Here is a 17947-nt window from a genome sequence, read left to right as displayed (position 1 = left end):
TTGAAGTGATAACAACACTGAAAGCGGAGACGGATTCATGTAAAGGCTGGGCTTTCGAGCAGCGCATAAGGAAGAATGTGGCATAGATGGAAATTTTGCAAAGCTCTCGGCCTGATGAATTAGTGCGTCCCCACTTTAACCTTAACCGGCCTAACTTGATAGCCAACTTGGCGCAGACGCACAATCAAGCCTTGTTCGCCGAACAAATGCGCAGCGCCGACGGCAATCAGGGTCGGTTTGTGCGGCAGGATTTCAATCAGCTTGGGCAGCCAGATTTGGTTGCGCCGGGTGAGTAATTTGCCGTAGATCAGTTCATGCCACAACGGATGGTCTCTGCGTGGCAAGAATCTTAATTGATGCGCGGATCGGCGATTTCCGCCCATACTTTTTTAGCGCGTTGGCGGCGGTAATCGTTTTCTAAGGTGATGATGTCGTTCAGAAAGGCTTGGCGGTGTTTTTCCAAAGCATCAAACGAGCGGATGATGGCATCTTCGGGCAGGTGGACGAAATAGCTGAGCTGCTCCGTACCTTCCAATGCAATCACCGGCTTATTGAGCTTTTGGGCGCGCTGAATCAGCAGATTGTCGATGCCGTATTCATAAGTATAACCCTTGGGATTGAAGGTGCTTTGGGTCAGCAGCCAAAACGCCCACGGTTTGATTTGGGAATCGGGGGAAAAGTCGGAGCGCTCTTGACCGGTGGCCAACATATTTTGCAACCGATGCATGCGTGCATTGCCCAAACTTAGTTTTAAAGGGCGGTTGTCGGCCATCATTTGCAGCATTTTTGAGGTGTCGGCAGCCGTCATGCTAGATTCGTCGCTTTCAACCACCAATTGCGACACGCGGTTGAGTGTGCGGCGGTGATCGGCAGGCAGGGCGGCGTTGAGTTTGCCGACGTGGATGGTGCCGAGCAGGTAGGAAACCGGCCGGCCGGGTTTGCTGATTTCATAAAGAAATGTATCGGCTTCGGGGACGCCTCTGGCTGAAGCGGCGGCGGCAAACAGCCACAACAATAAAAAGAAAAAATAACGCATGGAGTTGAGACGGCCTCTTTATCCAGAAATTAAATTATAGATAAGGCCGTCTGAAAGTAGATTCGTTCAGACGGCCTGAGATCTTTGTAAAATCCCCATCTTTGGCATATTTCTTCGTTGTGTGCCGCTCGAAAGCTTAGTCTTTAAATGATATGTCTGCACTTTCCTGTGCTGCGGTAACTTCGAACTGAACTCAAACCAATCGGGGGCTTGCAAAGGTCTCGATGTAACGAATGGTTTAAGTGCGGTTACCACCAAAACGGGTGGTAAAACGGACGGTACCGGCCCCAGTCGTCATAATAGTCGTGGTAATAGCGGGCTTCACGCAATTTTTGTTGCGCGATGTGGTTTTGCCAAGCCATTTTGTAGCAGGCTTGGAACATCGGGTCGGTGACTTTATCGATGTATTTCAAGCGGAATTCCTGCTGCTCTTTGCTGGAAAGTGCCGTAGGTTGTTCGACTTGTTCAAACTGCTTTTGCATCAATAATGCGGTGTCTTTATCGCACTGTGCGGCAAGTGTTATTTGCAGGTTTTGTTCGTAACGTTTTTGCGCAGCGGCACGTTCGGCTTTTTGCTCGGGCGTGGTGGCGCAGGCGGCAAGTGTGGAAATTGCGCCGAGAATCAATAAGCTGCGTATATTTTTCATTGCGATGCCCCCTGATTGAGTCGGTGAGGTTTGGTGAGGTTTAATGTACGCCATTTTGTTGTGGTTTAGCAAGCGGTAATATTGTTGCTTGGGATTCAGCTCAATGTGAGATGGGTCTGTTATGATGGTGTTTGCAGAATAAATATTCAGGGCGGTCAGGCCGTCTGAAAAAATAAGGAAATAGAATGGCATGACCATCATCAAGCGGCATCTGTTAGGAAAAAAGCACGCAACAAGCGATATGAACGCTTGCATACGGCACCTTTTTGGCAGGCTGATCGGCCGTATTTACGGGAGCAGCATATTTCAGACGAGCGGTTTCGTTGGTTGGGCTATGTGATGGCGCTGTTGGCCGGCGCAATCAATGCGGGTGGCTTTTTTGCGTTTGCCCGCTATACGTCGCATGTTACTGGCTCGCTTTCTTTGATGGCAGACATGGCCTATACGCGCGAATGGGGCGTGGTGCTGGTGGCGTTTATCAGCGTGATTTGTTTTGTGATGGGCGCGGCGCATTCGAGCTGGGTGATTTTATGGATGCAGCAAAAACGCTTTCGTGGTAGCTATGGTTTTTCTATGTGGCTGGAAGCAGTTTATTTTTTGATTTTCGGTTTGTTTGGCGCCACTGCTTTTCAGCTTGATCTCGGCTTTGGCCAGTTTGCCTTGCCATCTTTGGCGTTGTTTTTGCTCTGCTTTATTATGGGTATGCACAATACGGTGATTACTTTGCTCTCGGGCGGCGCAATTCGCTCAACGCACATGACCGGTTCGGCCACCGATTTGGGCATTGAATTATCCAAGGTCATGTATTATTCCAAGCAACATCATCCGCGCCTGCCGCATATTCGTGTCAATAAGCCGAAAATGTGGCTGCTTTCGGGCTTGATGGCTACTTTTATCTTGGGCGGTATTATCGGCGCATTGGGTTATCAGGCCATCGGCCATCATTTTGCTTTGCCTGTGGCGGCGGTATTGCTTGTGCTGGGCGCAGGATCGGTAGGTTATGATGTTAAGGTCAGATTGAAATTTATCTTGCTGCGCTGGTATCAGAAACATCGTGAAAATGTAAAGAAATAAGCCACAAGCAACCATCAACCTGTCTGGAAAGGCGATAAACGGTAGTGTGTCGGCGGAAAAACGTTAGCGCATGAACAGCTTTGTAATATCGGGTTAAACGTGCTTTTAAGCATTTGAAATGTTGGCTATGATAACCATGTCTAAAAGTTGGCTTGGCGAGAGTGCAAGCCGGCAAACTATTTCGGACAGCCTTAAAAAGGCACGTTTTTATCGAAAGGAAAACGAAAACCATGAAATTCTTGAAACCTTTGACACTGGCCATCGTTGCCGCTCCTTTGGCTTTGGCAGGCTGTGTGACCAATCCGACGACCGGTCAGCAAACCGCCAGCAAAACGGCCGTTTACGGCTTAGGTGGTGCTGCTGTGTGCGGTATCGTTGGTGCGTTGACCCACGGCAGCAAAGGCGCGCGTAACTCAGCCTTGGCCTGTGGCGCAGTCGGCGCAGGCGTAGGTGGCTACATGGATTACCAAGAGAAAAAACTGCGTGAAAGCTTGGCCAATACCAACGTGGAAGTAGAGCGCCAAGGCAACCAAATCAAATTGGTTATGCCCGAAAACGTCACCTTCGCAACCGGTAGCGCTGTCTTGAGCACTAACGCGCAAAACGCTCTGAACGCTGCGGCACAAACGCTGGTTCAATACCCAGACACCACGTTGACCATCAATGGCCATACCGATAACACCGGTTCTGATGCCATCAACGAGCCATTGTCTCGCAACCGTGCACAATCTGTGGCCACTTACCTGCAATCACGCGGCGTGAGCGGTTCGCGTTTGACCACCGCCGGTTACGGTTCACGTCAGCCAATCGCGTCTAATGCCACTGCCGAAGGCCGTGCGCAAAACCGCCGCGTAGAAGTGTTGATCACCCCTGATCAAAACGCCATCCGTGCTGCGCAACAACAAATGTAATTATTGTTTTTGTTATTGATTAAACAGGCCGTCTGAAACGTTTCAGACGGCCTGTTTGTTGTTTTCACATGGTCACCAAATGCCGTTAAAGTTTTTGTTTGCTTTCCAAAATGCCCATTTGGATTTTGAAGTCATCACCAATTCGCCGCCGTTTTCGCCATCGGTTGCAATCGTCAGCTGTTTCAGACGGCCTGATTGCAAGGCTTGCCACAAGGGTGAAAACCAGCGGTTTTCCCAATTTTGCAGAATTTCCTGATAGGCGAACACATCGCCGGTTTGCCCGGTCACGACCAAATTATCCAAGAAAATCAGGCTGTCTGAAACGGATAAACCGGATTCGTTGGCTGCATTCAAATACGCGTTGAAATCATCAGGCGCCTTGATGCGCTGGTGCGGGTAAAAGGCTGCCCACGGGCTGTCGCTGGCGAGTAAACCCGTATGCATGCTGATGCCGTGAATGTCTTGCCATAACCACAGGCCGTTGAGTGCGGGGCTGGTTGGCTTTGGCGCTGCTGGTTGAGTGGATGGTTGTGCAGCCACATTTGCATTTCGGTTTGCTTGTTGAGCCATTGCAGGGCATCGCGGCCTGTGGCTTGGTCGGTAGCGCCGATTTGTCCGCCAATATCCCATATCGGTGCCACATCCCAATCGCTTTCAGACGGCATGGTAATTAGCCATAAGTCCGGCCGCAATGGATGGAACTGCCAACTGTCTTCCCGATAAAAATCGCTCAATTCCCGGCAAAACTGTTCGGCTTCTTCGGCTTGAATGTTTAAATGCTCGCCGCTGATAACATTGACTTGGTGCATACCCATTTGCTGCCACAGCGGGCTGGCAAACGCTGCAGCCTGATTGGCCGGAATATTCAGCCTGCGCTTTGCCTGTGCCAATAAGCTGCCTTGCCACAGATGACGGCGGTAAAATTCAGACGGCGTTTGCGGCATTTTGTTCAGACGTCCGTATCGCAAGATTTGGTTAAATGCGTCAAGTTTTAGCGGCGGCAGCGTCTCATCGTTGCGACGGTTGAGTGCGGGAATGGCGAGCGTGAGTTTCATAAGGGTAGGGCGAAGCGAAAACGCTTATTTTACGCCATATTGAACTTGATTCAATGAAGCGTGGACTAATATTGGTTAAGGATGTTTCAGACGGCCTTTTGGTGCGGTAGATGGTTTTGTGCTACAATAAGCACGCGTAAAATTCAGCAAAATCAAGTGTCAATCTATCATTTGGGCCGGATAATCCTGCCTGTAAAGTCGATTTATCTTAATCCGCCGCAAGTCGTTTGGGGCCGTTTGAAATCGGCGGATTAAGATAAATCAGATTTCAAAACATGCAGCTTTAACAATAAATCATGCGGCTTCAACCGCAATAGAAATTAAGAAGGACTGGCGAGTGTCTGAACAAACGAAAAATTCTTTTTTCAGCCGGTTTTGGCGAAACAAGCCGGTGCGTTGGTCATTATTGGGTATGCTGCTGCCGGTTTCCGGTGTAATGACGGCCTATGCAGTGACCGAGCCTATGCCCAAAGCGGGCGGCTTTAAAGTTGAACGCGTATTGGAAGAATTACCGGCAGTTTACGTTGAAACCGGTAATTTTCACTCCAGCTACTGGGTACAAGAAGTGGTACAACAGGGCGATTCCCTGTCGGATGTATTAACCCGCATGGACGTACCGCAAACCGATATCAAAGCAATTATGGCAAAAAACAATGCCACACGCGACATGAAAAATCTGAAGGCCGATCAATCCGTGAATATCCGTGTAGATGCCGCGGGTCAAGTGACCGATGTGCAGTTTTTCATTGATGAAGAATTAGAGCGCAACTTGGTGGCTCTGGAAAAGGTCAAGGGTAAATGGCAGGCTTCTAACGAAGAAATCGACATGAGAACCATGCCGACTCTGCGTTCGATTACAATTCGCAGCTCTGCCATCGGCGATATGCTGCGCGCTGAAATTCCGTCAGATGTCTATCTGCAACTTCGCGAAATTTTTGCTGATACCGTCGATATGCAAACCTTGAAAGAAGGCGACGTTATCCGCTTGCTGTACAACAGTATGTATTTCCGCGGCCAACAAATGGGTGTGGGTGATATTTTGGCCGCTGAGATCGTGAAAAACGGCAAAACCTACCATGCTTATTACTACAGCCAAGGTAAAGACGACGAAGAGGGCGGCAGCTACTACGATCAAAACGGTAAATCGTTGCAGCAGAAAGAAGGCTTTAACATTCAGCCTGTTGAATATACCCGTATTTCTTCGCCTTACGGCTACCGAGTGCATCCGGTTTTACGCACTGTGCGCATGCATACAGGTATCGACTATGCCGCGCCAACTGGTACGCCGATTCGTGCTGCTGCAGATGGTACGATTACATTTAAAGGCTGGAAAGGTGGTTATGGTCACACAGTGATGGTTATGCATGCCAATGGTGTGGAAACCTTATATGGTCACATGAGTGCATTTTCACAACTGACCGGTAGCGTACGCGCCGGTGATATTATCGGCTATGTCGGCAGCAGCGGCCGCTCAACCGGCCCGCATCTGCACTATGAGGCGCGTGTCAACAGCCAGCCTGTGAGTCCGGCTACTGTGGCCTTGCCGACACCGAAACTGACACCGAATAACATGAGCGCGTTCCGCAAGCAGCAAAAAGCCGCCAATGCCACATTGGCAGCCGTGCGCGGTTTGCCGGTTTCTGTGGCGCAAATGGATTAAGGCCGTCTGAAGTGTCAAGCAAAAGCCCTGCATAAGCAGGGCTTTTTTGTGTTTATCAGAAATATGCCCTATATTTTGAGACGGCATTGGATTTTATTTTGGCGAACAACAGATGCGCGCTTGTCAAAAATCCGTTATAATTCATCTTTATCTCTTCGCGAAGCAAAACGTTTCGCGAATGCAACAATTAGGCGGTTTTATCCCTGTAAATCACGTTTTTTCAGAAAGCGACTTGAACAAACGCTGCTTTTCATGGTATAAATCGCGTTTTACTATTAGAAGTTTGGAGACTAACCATGGCACGAGTTTGCAAAGTGACCGGTAAGCGCCCGATGTCTGGCAATAACGTATCACACGCCAACAACAAAACCAAACGTCGTTTTTTGCCTAACTTGCAATCACGTCGTTTCTGGGTAGAAAGTGAAAACCGCTGGGTTCGCTTGCGCGTTTCTAACGCTGCATTGCGCACCATTGATAAAGTAGGCATTGATGTCGTATTGGCTGATTTGCGTGCTCGCGGCGAAGCTTAATTAACGAACGCTTATAATTAAGGATTACTGCAATGCGCGATAAAATCAAATTGGAATCTAGTGCTGGTACCGGTCACTTTTACACCACTACTAAAAACAAACGCACTATGCCTGGCAAACTGGAAATCAAAAAATTTGACCCGGTAGCCCGTAAACACGTTATCTACAAAGAAACTAAATTGAAATAATTAAGTTGCTTGTAGAAATAAAAGCCCTTGTGAAAGCAAGGGCTTTTTTATGTTGAATCAAGTTGCTTGGTCTGACATTGCAAGCTTAAACCTCAAATTGTTTAGGCGATTTGAGCGGATTTGGGGCAAACTAAACGATAGCGGCAACCGACATTAGGCATAATGACCGGCGCCCAGAATGCAGGGTTTGCGCGCACCTGTTGCATGGTGCGGATTGCTTGGTATGCGGTTTATCCAGCAAGCCGCCAGCCAACCGAAAGCAGCCGCTTCGACCCATTGTGGATCGAGATTCAGCTTGCTGGTACTGTGCAGGGCAATATTTTTACGGCTGGTTAAAGTTTCCAGGGTATCCATCAAAGCTTGGTTTTGCACGCCGCCACCGCAGACGTAAATGTTACTGGCATCAGGCGCTGCTTGGCAGATGGCGGTAAAGATGGTACAGGCGGTGTATTGGAGCAGGGTTTGTAACACGTCTTCCGGCTGTTCGCCGCCTTTCAGACGGCCCCGTAACCATTCTAGTGAAAATAATTCGCGGCCGGTGCTTTTCGGATAAGGCTGGGAAAATAAGGGTGGTTGAGCAGGGTAGTTAGTAATTCCGGCAATAATTTACCCTGCATTGCTTTTTCGCCGTTGCGGTCGTAAGGAAGCTGCCAAGTATGTTGCATCCATGCATCCATCAGCATATTACCGGGGCCCGTATCGAAGCCGAATACCGGTGTATCAGGCGGTAAAACGCTGATATTGGAAATGCCGCCGATGTTTAACACTACACGGGTTTCTCCCATATGGTGAAACAGTGCATGATGAAAGGCAGGCACCAAAGGCGCACCTTGTCCGCCAGCGGCTAAATCGCGGCTGCGAAAATCGCCGATGGTAAAAATGCCGGTGAGTTCGGCCAATAGCGGTAAATCGGCCAGCTGCACGCTGTAACCGTTTTCCGGTGAATGGCGCACGGTTTGACCGTGGCAGCCGATGGCGGTGATGTCTTCAGGCGTGAGATTTTGCTGGCGCAAGAGTTGCTTGACAGTATCGGCATACAGGCGGCTTAAGGTTTGAGAGAGCATGAAGCTGCGGTGTAACTCGTTGCTGCCGGTGTTTTGCAGCGCCAATAATTCTTGTCGCAGGCCGTCTGAAAAAGGAGTGAAGCTGTGATCGATGGCGGCTTGCCAGTTGGTGTCCTGCATGCGGATTAAAACGGCATCCGCACCGTCCATGCTGGTGCCGGACATGATGCCGATATAGAATTGGCTGCTCATGGAAATTTTATGGGGAAAACCACTATTTTAACGCGATTTGGTCAAGTTGGCTGGCTCAATGGGAATTTAGCGGATAAGCAGAAATAAATCTGCAACAATTTTGGCAAAACGGTTACAATGCAAGATTATGTTACAATATTGTAATCATACTGTAATATTTAACAGGCTCGCTTCCAATTTGTTTTAAAGGAATCCATCCATGGGTCAGACTCAACCGAGTGCGAACTTAAAACTGATTAATGCTTTATTTGCCGCTATGCTGGTAGGTGTGGCCGGCTATTTTATTTATTGGGGGTTGGGTTACACCCATCACAACCATACTACGCTGTTTGTTTTGGCGACCGTGTTCGGCATATTCATGGCATTTAACATCGGCGGTAACGACATTGCCAATTCATTTGGTACCAGTGTCGGCTCCGGTACCTTAACCATTCCGCAGGCCTTGATTATTGCGGCAGTGTTTGAAGTCAGCGGTGCGGTGATTGCCGGCGGTGAAGTGACCGATACCATCCGTAAGGGTATTGTCGATTTGGGTGCAATGGGTCTCGAGCCTATGCAGTTTGTCTATATCATGATGTCGGCCTTGCTGGCTGCGGCGTTGTGGTTGCTGTTTGCGTCGCATAAAGGATTGCCGGTATCAACCACGCACGCGATTATCGGCGGTATTGTCGGCAGTTCGCTGTGTTTGGCATTTATGTCGCATGTCGATGCCGGATCCTTGATTAAATGGGGCAAACTCGGTGAAATTGCCGTTTCATGGGTATTGTCACCGGTGTTGGGCGGGTTGGCTTCTTATATTGTGTTCTCGCAAATCAAAAAATATGTGTTGGATTACAACGCTTGGGCAGACGAGACACTCAAAGCGATTAAGCAGGAAAAGAAAGCCTATAAAGAGCAGTACCGCCTGTTTTTTGAAACCTTAGATGAAACGGGCAAAGTGGATTATGCTACCAAAATTTCCCGTGACGCAGAAATTTACAACGAGCCTGAATTTAATCCGGCTGAATTGCAATCGGATTATTACCGTGGCCTGTATGAAATCGATAACCGTAAAAACAGCGTCGATTCCTACAAAGCGCTGCATTCATGGGTGCCGTTTATTGCGTCTGTCGGCGGTATGATGATTTCGGCCATGCTGATTTTCAAAGGCTTGAAAAATCTGCATTTGGGCATGAGCAATGTCAACAGCTTCTTGACCATCTTTATGATTGGCGCGGCGATTTGGCTGGCGACATTCGTATTTGCCAAGAGCCTGAAGCGCAAAGACTTGGGTAAATCAACTTTCCAAATATTTTCATGGATGCAGGTGTTCACCGCGTGTGGCTTTGCCTTCAGTCACGGTGCCAATGATATTGCCAACGCCATTGGACCGTTTGCTGCGATTATGGACGTATTGCGTACCGGCGACATTAATACGCAAAACCCTGTGCCACCGATTGCGATGCTCACTTTCGGTATTGCTTTGATTGTCGGTTTGTGGTTCGTCGGCAAAGAGGTAATTAAAACCGTCGGCACCAGTTTGGCCGAAATGCATCCGGCTTCGGGCTTTGCCGCAGAATTATCGGCGGCTTCTGTGGTGATGGCGGCTTCATTAATGGGCTTGCCGGTATCGAGCACACATATTTTGGTCGGCGCGGTATTGGGCATTGGTTTGGTGAACCGCAATGCCAACTGGGCGTTGATGAAACCGATCGGCTTGGCTTGGGTGATTACTTTACCGGCTGCGGCCGCATTGTCGGTGGTGTGTTATCTGATTTTGCAAGCGGTGTTTTAAATAAAATAAACAAGGCCGTCTGAAAAGGAATACTTTCAGACGGCCTTTTTGTATGAGTTGGTTATCGATAATAATGAATGTTTTCTTAAGTCTCGGTTTAATTTTTAAAATACTGCCAAACCGGCCGGCAGCTTTCCGGCAATTCCGGGCAGGCGCCGAGTATGCCGCCGGAGAAATCGTTCAGACGGTGAAAGCCGCTGCCTGAGCTTGCCAGTAAGCCGTGGCGCTCGGCCAAGAGCGCATAGCTCAAGCGGTCGTTTTTATTACAATTGCCGCTGTGTACTTCTATGCCTGCACCGCCGAGCGATTTGAATTCGTCAAACACATTGCGCTTGGCCGTGGCCGACAAGTCGTAACGCATCGGATGCGCAATCACCGCCATGCCGCCCGCGCCGTTGATGGCGGCCACGCATTCGCCCAAATCCGCCCATTCGTGTTTGACCGAGCAGGGCTTGCCGTCGCCCAAATATTTGCTAAACGCCTGCTGCTTGTTGCGAACACGGCCTTCGTTGATGAGAAATTCGGCGATGTGGGTGCGGCTGGCCATTTCCGGATTGCTGACCAAGGCCATCGCGCCGTCAAATGCACCATGGATGCCTTTTTTTGCCAATTTGTCCGCAATCGCCTGCAAACGTTTCAGACGGCCTTGGCGCACAGTAGCCAATAAGTTTTGCAGTGTTTCATTGTGTTCGTCAAAGTCCAAGCCGACAATATGAATCGTGCGGCCGCTCCATGTGACCGACACTTCCACGCCGTTGACAAAACGCAGACCAAGCGCAGCCGCTTCGGCACGTGCTTCAGCCAAGCCGCCGGTGTGGTCGTGGTCGGTCAGCGACAGCAGCGTGCAACCGTTGGCATGGGCAAGGCGTACCACTTCGGTAGGCGTTAAGCGGCCGTCTGAAACGGTGGAATGGCAGTGAAGGTCTATCATGTGTGTATGTCGGGAAAAAGAGAAAGGCTCAGACGGCCTATCGGTCAGGCCGTCTGAAAAAACAGGCTTATCCGCCTTCGGATAAATTTAAGCTTTGCAGCTTTTTCTGCTGCGCATCGTAGCGTGCTTTTTCGTCCCGATAAATGGTTTGAATACACGCATCGCCACAATCGCTGCCGCAGCATTCCCAGCTTTCGGGGCGCACGGGATCATTGAGCAGCGGCTCACCCAACAGTGCTTCGGCTTTAGTCTTCAGGGTCGTATCCATCGGCAATGTCCAATACCGCACCGTTAAACTCAATCACTTCGCCGCCGCGGATTTTGGCGGTTTTGCGGGTTTCCACTTCGCCGTTGCGCAATACCGCACCTTCGGCGATAAAAGCTTTCGCTTGGCCGCCGCTCCCGGTCAAGCCGGCCAGCTTGAGTAGGTCGCATAAGGCGATGTATTCGTTGTCTTCGAGATAAACGGTGGCTTCCATGTTGATGTTCCTAAATTGAATGCGTTTATTGTATCACAGGCCGTCTGAAAATCTTTCAGACGGCCTGTGATGTTTCAAACCCTGCTACAATACCGCTTTAGTGTGACTTTTTTGCAAGATTTCCTATGATTCAACCGACCTACATCCCCCTGCGCGTGCATACCGAATTTTCGATTACCGACGGTATGGTGCGGATTAAAAAGCTGGTGTCCAAAGCGGCGGAATACGGTTTGCCGGCGCTGGGCGTGAGTGATTTGATGAACCAATTCGGTTTGGTGAAATTTTATAAAGCCTGCCGTGGTGCGGGTATCAAGCCGATTGGCGGGGCGGATGTATGGATTGAAAACCCCGAAGCGCCGGAAAAGCCGTTTCGAGCGATGTTGATTATCCGCAACGATGCCGGCTATCTACGTTTGAGCGAACTCTTGACCGCTGCATATGTCGGCAAAGACCGCAATGTCGGCCATGCCGAATTGCGCCAAAGCTGGCTGACCGAAGGCGACAACAGCGGCCTGATTTGCTTATCGGGTGCGCATTACGGCGAAGTGGGTGTGAATCTGTTAAACGGCCACCCCGAAGCAGCCAAAGCAGCGGCGCAAAAGTATGCGGCATGGTTTCCGAATGCATTTTATCTGGAATTGCAGCGTCTGCCGGAGCGCCCCGAATGGGAAACCGCCGTATCGGGCAGCGTGACGTTGGCGGAAGAGCTTGATTTGCCGGTGGTGGCGACGCACCCGACCCAATTCATGAGCCTCGAAGACTTTAATGCCCATGAAGCGCGCGTGTGCGTAGCGGGCGGCTGGGTGTTGAGCGACAAAAAACGCCCGCGCGAATTTTCGCCGAGCCAATATTTCATCGACCCGCAAGAAATGGCAGCACGTTTTGCCGATTTGCCCGAAGCGCTGGAAAACACGGTGGAAATTGCCAAACGCTGCAACCTGCACATTACGTTGGGTAAAAACTTCCTGCCTGATTTTCCCACGCCGGAAGGCATGAGCTTGGACGACTATTTAAGAGTGTTGTCCAACGAAGGTTTGCAAGAACGCATGATGCAGCTTTACCCCGATGAAGCCGAGCGGGCAGAAAAAATGCCGGAATATCAGGCGCGTTTGGATTTTGAGTTGGACATCATTATCCAGATGGGCTTCCCAGGCTATTTCCTGATTGTACAAGACTTCATCAACTGGGCAAAAAACAACGGCTGTCCGGTGGGGCCGGGCCGTGGTTCGGGCGCGGGTTCGCTGGTGGCGTATTCGCTGAAAATTACCGACCTTGATCCGCTGAAATATGCCTTGCTGTTTGAGCGTTTCTTGAACCCTGAGCGTGTATCGATGCCCGACTTCGACGTCGATTTCTGCCAAGCCAACCGTGGCCGCGTGATTGAATACGTGCGCGCGAAATATGGTGCGGAAGCGGTGAGTCAGATTGTTACGTTCGGCACCATGTCGTCCAAAGCCGTGATTCGCGATGTGGGGCGGGTGTTGGAATTGCCGTTTATGCTGTGCGACCGCCTGTCGAAACTGATTCCGCTGGAAGCCAACAAACCTTTGAGTTTGGATAAAGCAATGGAAGCTGAGCCGCAAATCGGCGAACTGATTGCGGCGGAAGAGGCGCAAGAGTTGATTGAGCTGGCGAAAAAGCTGGAAGACTTAACGCGCGGTTTGGGTATGCACGCGGGCGGCGTGCTGATTGCGCCGGGTAAAATTTCCGATTTCAGCCCCGTGTATCAAGCCGATGAATCGGCATCGCCCGTCTCTATGTACGACAAAGGCGACGTGGAAGACGTGGGCTTGGTGAAGTTCGACTTTTTGGGTTTGCGCAACTTGACCATCATCGAAATGGCGCAAAACAACATCAAAAACACCAGCGGCGACATTGTCGATGTCGGCACCATTCCGCTGGATGACCAAGCCGCCTATCAGATTTTCCGCGATGCCAATACCACTGCCGTGTTCCAGTTTGAGTCGACCGGCATGAAAAAAATGCTGAAAACGGCGCACACGACTAAGTTTGAAGAATTGATCGCCTTCGTGTCGCTCTACCGTCCGGGCCCGATGGACAACATTCCCGACTTTGTCGCGCGCATGAAAGGCGAGTCGTTTGAATACATTCACCCGATGCTGGCCGAAATTCTCGAGCCGACTTACGGCATTATGGTGTATCAAGAGCAGGTGATGCAGGCAGCGCAGATTATCGGCGGCTACTCGCTCGGCGGTGCCGACTTACTGCGCCGTGCGATGGGTAAGAAAAAACCGGAAGAAATGGTCAAACACCGCGAGATTTTCGCCGAGGGTGCCGCCAAACAAGGCATTTCGCGCGAAAAGTCCGACCAGATTTTCAACTACATGGAGAAATTTGCCGGCTACGGTTTCAACAAATCGCACGCCGCCGCCTACGCGCTGATTTCCTATCAAACCGCCTGGCTCAAAGCACATTATCCGGCCGAATTTATGGCTGCGACCATGTCGTCGGAATTGGACAACACCGATCAGCTCAAGCATTTTTATGACGACAGCCGTGCCAACGGTTTGACCTTCCTACCACCCGACATCAATGAATCGGATTACCGGTTCACGCCTTATCCCGACCGCAAAATCCGCTATGCCTTGGGCGCCATTAAAGGCACCGGTGAAGCGGCGGTGGAATCGATTATTGCCGCTCGGGAAGCGGGCGGTAAATTTACCGGTTTGCTCGATTTCTGCGAGCGTGTCGGCAAAGAACACATGAACCGCCGCACGATCGAAGCCTTAATCCGCGGCGGTGCGTTTGACAGCATCGACCCTAACCGTGCCATGTTGCTGGCCAACATCGATTTGGCGATGGGCAATGCCGACCAAAAAGCAGCCAATGCCAATCAGGGCGGTTTGTTCGACATGATGGACGATGCCATCGATCCGGTAAAATTGGCCGATGTGCCGATGTGGAGCGAATCAGAAAAGCTCGCCGAAGAAAAAACCGTGATCGGTTTTTATCTGTCCGGCCATCCGTTCGGCCCTTATGCCGAAGAAGTGCATCAAATCGCACCGGCGAAATTAGGCCGTCTGAAACCGCAAGACAGCGTGCGTTTGGCCGGATTCGTGACATCGGTGCGCACCATGATGGGCAAGCGCGGCAAATTGGCGTTTGTCACGCTGGAAGATTTGAGCGGCCAAATCGAAATCATGGTCAGCGGCCAAACCTTGGAACAATGCGCCGGATTGTTGAAAGCCGACCAAGTGTTGATTATCGAATCCAAAGTCAGCCGTGATGATTACGGCGTCGGCGACGGTTTGCGCATCATGGCCAATCAGGTGATGACGCTGCAAATGGCGCGCCAAAATTACGCCCGCGGCCTGAGCTTGGATTTGCGGCCTGAACACGATATCGCCAAGCTCGCTGCCATGCTTGCAGCCGCACGCCTGCCGGATACGCCGCATATTCCGCTTTCCCTGTCATACAGCAACGGCCAAGCTTCAGGCCGTCTGAAACTTCCGTCGAAATGGAGCATAACCGCCAGTGCCGCATTGTTTGAGGAATTGGAAAAACAGTTGGGCAACCGAGCCGTGAGTGTGAATTGGTAGATGATTGAACCGCAGAAAAACGATTTGAAAATCCAAGCAAGGCCGTCTGAAATTTTCAGACGGCTTTTTTTTATGGCTCCAAACCTCGATAAAGAAACAAATAAAAATAATTTGCAAAAAAAATAGCTGATGGTAAGGTTGCCTTACTGGAGAAAATTTGGTTAAATTTATGAAAAATATATATTTTATTCCATTCTGCATATTTCCGTTAGCAGCCTATGCCGACCTGCCATTAAACATCGAAGAAATCCTTACTGATAAAGGCAAGCTGAAGCTGGAAGCGTCTGTCGGCTATGTTAACAGTGAAAGCCGCCGAACCGAATTGGCCGCTCCCGTCTATATTCAAACCGGATTCAAACCGGCAGCGCAACGTTTATCCCCCGTACCCACCGAATTGCAGGAAAACGGCCGCAACAGCGGCCTGCTCACCGGCACCCTCGGCCTGCGCTACGGCCTGACCGGCAACACCGACTTATACGGCAGCGGCAGCTACATCTGGCGTGAGGAGCGCGGTTTTAAAGGTGAAACCGGAGAAAGCAGCAAAAGCCGCGACAGCAGGCTTTCCGACGTATCGCTCGGCATCAGCCACACCTTTTTGAAAGACGACAAAAATCCCGCCCTGATCGGTTTTATCGAAGGCACGGCCTACGAAAAATCACGCGGCAAAGCCGCATCAGGCAAATCATGGCTTATTGGTGCCACCACCTACAAAGCCATCGATCCCGTTGTGCTTTCCTTAACAGCCGCCTACCGCTTCAACGGCAGCAAAACCCTTTCAGACGGCCTCAAATACAAAGCAGGCAACTACTGGCTGATTAACCCCAATATAGCCTTTGCCGCCAACGACCGCATCAGCTTTACAGGCGGCATCCAATGGCTGGGCAAACAGCCCGACCGTTTGGACGGGCAAAAAGAATCCGCCAGAAACACATCCGCTTACGCCCAACTGGGTGCAGGCTACGGTTTTTCTAAAGCCACGTCGCTCAACGCATCCGCACGTTTCAATATCTCGGGGCAAAGCAGTTCCGAGTTGAAATTGGGCGTGCAGCATACGTTTTGACGGGGTGTTTTTTTAACCGCTGTAAACAAAGGAGTTGTAAAATGAAAAAACAGATTTCAGCTTTGATGATTCTATCTGTTATGGCTGTACCTGTAATGGCGCAGGAGGCGAATAAGCAGCCATTGAAATTGAACGTAGATGATAAAGTGCAGGCCTTATCGATTGAAAATCCGATGAAGTTTGAACATCAGGTTTTTGATGTGAAGCAAGATAAGCCTATGCAACTGGCCGAACTTTCTCAGAAAGAAATGAAGGAAACGGAGGGGCTTTGGCTCCTTGGGTAGCTGGTGGTGCCATAGGTGGTATTGTAGGCGGAGCAGGATATGCTTGGGGAGCCTATAAAGGAAACTATAAATGGGATAATGCTAAGTTTGCTGGTAATGTAGGTACTGGAGCAGTAATTGGAGCTTCATTTGGTACAGCAGGAGCTATTGCCAGTGGAGGAGCAAAATTTATCCCAAGCCTTACAAATGCCGGTGCAAATGTATGGCGGGCTAATAGTGCTATTGCCAATAACGGTGCTAATCGTGTTTGGCGCAGATAATCCAACTTTTTAAATTTAAAGAGGTGACGAACATTGTTCGCCACCCCTTATTTAGGGATACAACAATGTCTGATTTATTGGCAGCCATTTTAGGTCATCTGTCTGCAAAATATAGCCAAAAGAAAATAAGTAGATTTGCATTATCTTTTGCTGCCGCAGTTTTTTTCTTTTGCGGATACTTCGTTTTAGATATATTTAATGCCGTAAAAAACGGCAATGATATTGGCTTTGAATTTTTCACTACGTTGATAAGGGATTTAGTTTTATTTTCTACCGCATTGTTCCTGATTTGTTATGTTTTTTTATGGTGTGCCGAAAAAATAGAGAAGCAAATAAAAAAATAGCAAGTGTTTGAAGTGCAAACAGACAAGCCGTTGCAGTTGGCGGAATTGTCGAAGCAGGAGATGAAGGAGACGGAGGGAAAATTCATTCCACTCGGATTAGCAGTTGCAGGAGGTGGAGTATTTGCTGCATGGAAATATCATTATGATGTTTATAAAGCAACTGGAAGAATAGGGACTGCCGGAGGAGCTGCACGTGCCGCCGCAATAGGTAGTGGAACTGCTGCAATTGGTGGAGGTATGGGGGCTGCTGCGGGTGGGGGTATTGCAGGAGCTGTAGCGTGGACACCAGGTACTTTTGCTCTTAATCAAGGAGCTCAAAAAGCAAATACAACACATACTATTAATAATAGACGCTAATTTTACAATATTAATACCTACTTTTTCAATATTGGAAACAGTAGGTTAACTCTAAAAGTTAATTATTCAGTTATGCTTACTTTTATTTTATTTGGTGTCGTACCTATACTGGGTTGGATTTTCATGCTTTGTTTCAATTCCGGTAGGAATAATTTTAAAATAATAGGGGGGGCGGACTGATAATTTGTGTATCCTTATTGATAAAAACATATGATTTTTGGGCAGGTTTGTTTTTGATTTTGGCGTTTATTTGGAATATGTTTGCTTTGATTGTAGGAAAAAATAAAAAAATCAAGCCAAAGGAAGCTATTAAAGAGTTTTGGACTTATTTGAAATTTGATAAATCTTCTAAAGTGTGATAAATACGGCCTCCCGTGAGCAAAGGTAGGTTGGGGCGAGAATCGATATCATCCTAATCATTCAGGCAGACAAACCGTTGCAGTTGGCGGAATTGTCTCGGCAGGAGATGAAGGAGACCGAGGGGGGCTTGGGCACCTTTTGTGCTAGGTGCATTAATTGTGGGTAATATTAGTGCATGGAG

The 17947-nt window shown here is 49.4% G+C and carries 20 protein-coding genes and 1 pseudogene; 12 read left to right on the top strand and 9 right to left on the bottom strand.

Translation table 11 applies throughout. The features are described 5' to 3' along the window. Positions 1-119 precede the first annotated feature (119 nt). The 3 genes from CGZ65_RS14805 to CGZ65_RS11740 all read right to left on the bottom strand — a co-directional run bounded on the left by CGZ65_RS14805 (position 120) and on the right by CGZ65_RS11740 (position 1683). Positions 120-323, bottom strand: a complete 204-nt coding sequence (locus CGZ65_RS14805) for a TraB/GumN family protein (protein WP_269768611.1) — start codon at positions 321-323, stop codon at positions 120-122. A gap of 26 nt (positions 324-349) precedes the next feature. Continuing rightward, on the bottom strand, positions 350-1036 hold the full coding sequence (locus CGZ65_RS11745) for a TraB/GumN family protein (RefSeq protein WP_096295938.1): 687 nt from the start codon (positions 1034-1036) through the stop codon (positions 350-352). Positions 1037-1284: 248 nt separating this feature from the next. Then, the gene (locus CGZ65_RS11740; protein ID WP_096296192.1) at positions 1285-1683 is read right to left on the bottom strand and encodes a hypothetical protein; all 399 of its coding nucleotides are present in this window, start codon (positions 1681-1683) and stop codon (positions 1285-1287) included. Positions 1684-1932: 249 nt separating this feature from the next. Between CGZ65_RS11740 and CGZ65_RS11735 the strand changes: the two genes are divergently transcribed. Both CGZ65_RS11735 and CGZ65_RS11730 read left to right on the top strand, forming a co-directional pair. After that, positions 1933-2757, top strand: coding sequence for a YoaK family protein (locus CGZ65_RS11735; protein WP_232507451.1), 825 nt, complete (start codon positions 1933-1935; stop codon positions 2755-2757). A gap of 230 nt (positions 2758-2987) precedes the next feature. Next, positions 2988-3668, top strand: a complete 681-nt coding sequence (locus CGZ65_RS11730; RefSeq protein WP_096295937.1) for a YiaD family glycine zipper/OmpA-like lipoprotein — start codon at positions 2988-2990, stop codon at positions 3666-3668. A gap of 72 nt (positions 3669-3740) precedes the next feature. Here the strand turns inward: CGZ65_RS11730 and CGZ65_RS14450 are convergent, their stop codons facing one another. Together CGZ65_RS14450 and CGZ65_RS11725 are read right to left on the bottom strand one after the other, a co-directional pair. Then, positions 3741-4022: a hypothetical protein gene (locus CGZ65_RS14450; protein ID WP_232507450.1), complete on the bottom strand. Its 282-nt coding sequence runs from the start codon at positions 4020-4022 to the stop codon at positions 3741-3743. Continuing rightward, on the bottom strand, positions 4019-4723 hold the full coding sequence (locus CGZ65_RS11725) for a hypothetical protein (RefSeq protein ID WP_232507449.1): 705 nt from the start codon (positions 4721-4723) through the stop codon (positions 4019-4021). Before CGZ65_RS11725 ends, CGZ65_RS14450 begins: the two co-directional genes overlap by 4 nt. 412 nt (positions 4724-5135) lie before the next feature. Here CGZ65_RS11725 and CGZ65_RS11720 point away from each other — a divergent pair, with 412 nt between their 5' ends. From CGZ65_RS11720 to rpmG, 3 genes are all read left to right on the top strand, one after another. After that, positions 5136-6383 (top strand): M23 family metallopeptidase, encoded by a 1248-nt coding sequence (locus CGZ65_RS11720; RefSeq protein WP_232507611.1) that lies wholly within the window; start codon positions 5136-5138, stop codon positions 6381-6383. A 296-nt stretch (positions 6384-6679) separates the two neighbouring features. Further along, entirely contained in the window at positions 6680-6913 is a 234-nt protein-coding gene (gene rpmB, locus CGZ65_RS11715) for a 50S ribosomal protein L28 (protein ID WP_002216391.1), read from the top strand. Positions 6914-6945: 32 nt separating this feature from the next. Beyond that, entirely contained in the window at positions 6946-7101 is a 156-nt protein-coding gene (gene rpmG / locus CGZ65_RS11710; protein ID WP_003684373.1) for a 50S ribosomal protein L33, read from the top strand. 153 nt (positions 7102-7254) lie between these two features. Here the strand turns inward: rpmG and CGZ65_RS11705 are convergent. Next, positions 7255-8357, bottom strand: a pseudogene (locus CGZ65_RS11705) (anhydro-N-acetylmuramic acid kinase). Between the two features lie 199 nt (positions 8358-8556). Between CGZ65_RS11705 and CGZ65_RS11700 the strand changes: the two are divergent. Beyond that, positions 8557-10131 (top strand): inorganic phosphate transporter, encoded by a 1575-nt coding sequence (locus tag CGZ65_RS11700; RefSeq protein ID WP_096295936.1) that lies wholly within the window; start codon positions 8557-8559, stop codon positions 10129-10131. 97 nt (positions 10132-10228) lie between these two features. On the opposite strand, the gene CGZ65_RS11695 is transcribed toward CGZ65_RS11700, so the two are convergent. From CGZ65_RS11695 to CGZ65_RS11685, 3 genes are all read right to left on the bottom strand, one after another. Continuing rightward, positions 10229-11062 carry a PHP domain-containing protein gene (locus CGZ65_RS11695; protein WP_096295935.1) on the bottom strand — a complete coding sequence of 278 codons (834 nt, stop codon included), beginning with the start codon at positions 11060-11062 and terminating at the stop codon, positions 10229-10231. A gap of 67 nt (positions 11063-11129) precedes the next feature. Continuing rightward, the gene (locus tag CGZ65_RS11690; protein ID WP_096295934.1) at positions 11130-11330 is read right to left on the bottom strand and encodes an oxidoreductase-like domain-containing protein; all 201 of its coding nucleotides are present in this window, start codon (positions 11328-11330) and stop codon (positions 11130-11132) included. Beyond that, entirely contained in the window at positions 11308-11541 is a 234-nt protein-coding gene (locus CGZ65_RS11685) for an RNA-binding S4 domain-containing protein (RefSeq protein ID WP_096295933.1), read from the bottom strand. The genes CGZ65_RS11690 and CGZ65_RS11685 overlap by 23 nt, the downstream gene beginning before the upstream one ends. Positions 11542-11666: 125 nt before the next feature. Here CGZ65_RS11685 and dnaE point away from each other — a divergent pair, with 125 nt between their 5' ends. The 6 genes from dnaE (at position 11667) to CGZ65_RS11655 (ending at position 17406) form a co-directional block, all read left to right on the top strand. Then, the gene (dnaE, locus tag CGZ65_RS11680; protein WP_096295932.1) at positions 11667-15101 is read left to right on the top strand and encodes a DNA polymerase III subunit alpha; all 3435 of its coding nucleotides are present in this window, start codon (positions 11667-11669) and stop codon (positions 15099-15101) included. Positions 15102-15270: 169 nt separating this feature from the next. Continuing rightward, on the top strand, positions 15271-16161 hold the full coding sequence (locus CGZ65_RS11675; protein ID WP_096296189.1) for a meta-pathway of phenol degradation family protein: 891 nt from the start codon (positions 15271-15273) through the stop codon (positions 16159-16161). Positions 16162-16202: 41 nt separating this feature from the next. Beyond that, positions 16203-16445 (top strand): hypothetical protein, encoded by a 243-nt coding sequence (locus tag CGZ65_RS11670; RefSeq protein ID WP_096295931.1) that lies wholly within the window; start codon positions 16203-16205, stop codon positions 16443-16445. Beyond that, positions 16430-16705 carry a hypothetical protein gene (locus CGZ65_RS11665; protein WP_096295930.1) on the top strand — a complete coding sequence of 92 codons (276 nt, stop codon included), beginning with the start codon at positions 16430-16432 and terminating at the stop codon, positions 16703-16705. Before CGZ65_RS11670 ends, CGZ65_RS11665 begins: the two co-directional genes overlap by 16 nt. A gap of 65 nt (positions 16706-16770) precedes the next feature. After that, positions 16771-17049, top strand: coding sequence for a hypothetical protein (locus CGZ65_RS11660; RefSeq protein WP_123803555.1), 279 nt, complete (start codon positions 16771-16773; stop codon positions 17047-17049). A gap of 3 nt (positions 17050-17052) precedes the next feature. Beyond that, entirely contained in the window at positions 17053-17406 is a 354-nt protein-coding gene (locus CGZ65_RS11655) for a hypothetical protein (protein ID WP_157742789.1), read from the top strand. Positions 17407-17947: the final 541 nt, after the last annotated feature.

Source organism: Neisseria weixii, from assembly GCF_002327085.1.
Lineage (GTDB): Bacteria > Pseudomonadota > Gammaproteobacteria > Burkholderiales > Neisseriaceae > Neisseria > Neisseria weixii.
This window is presented reverse-complemented; position numbering and strand designations above follow the sequence as displayed.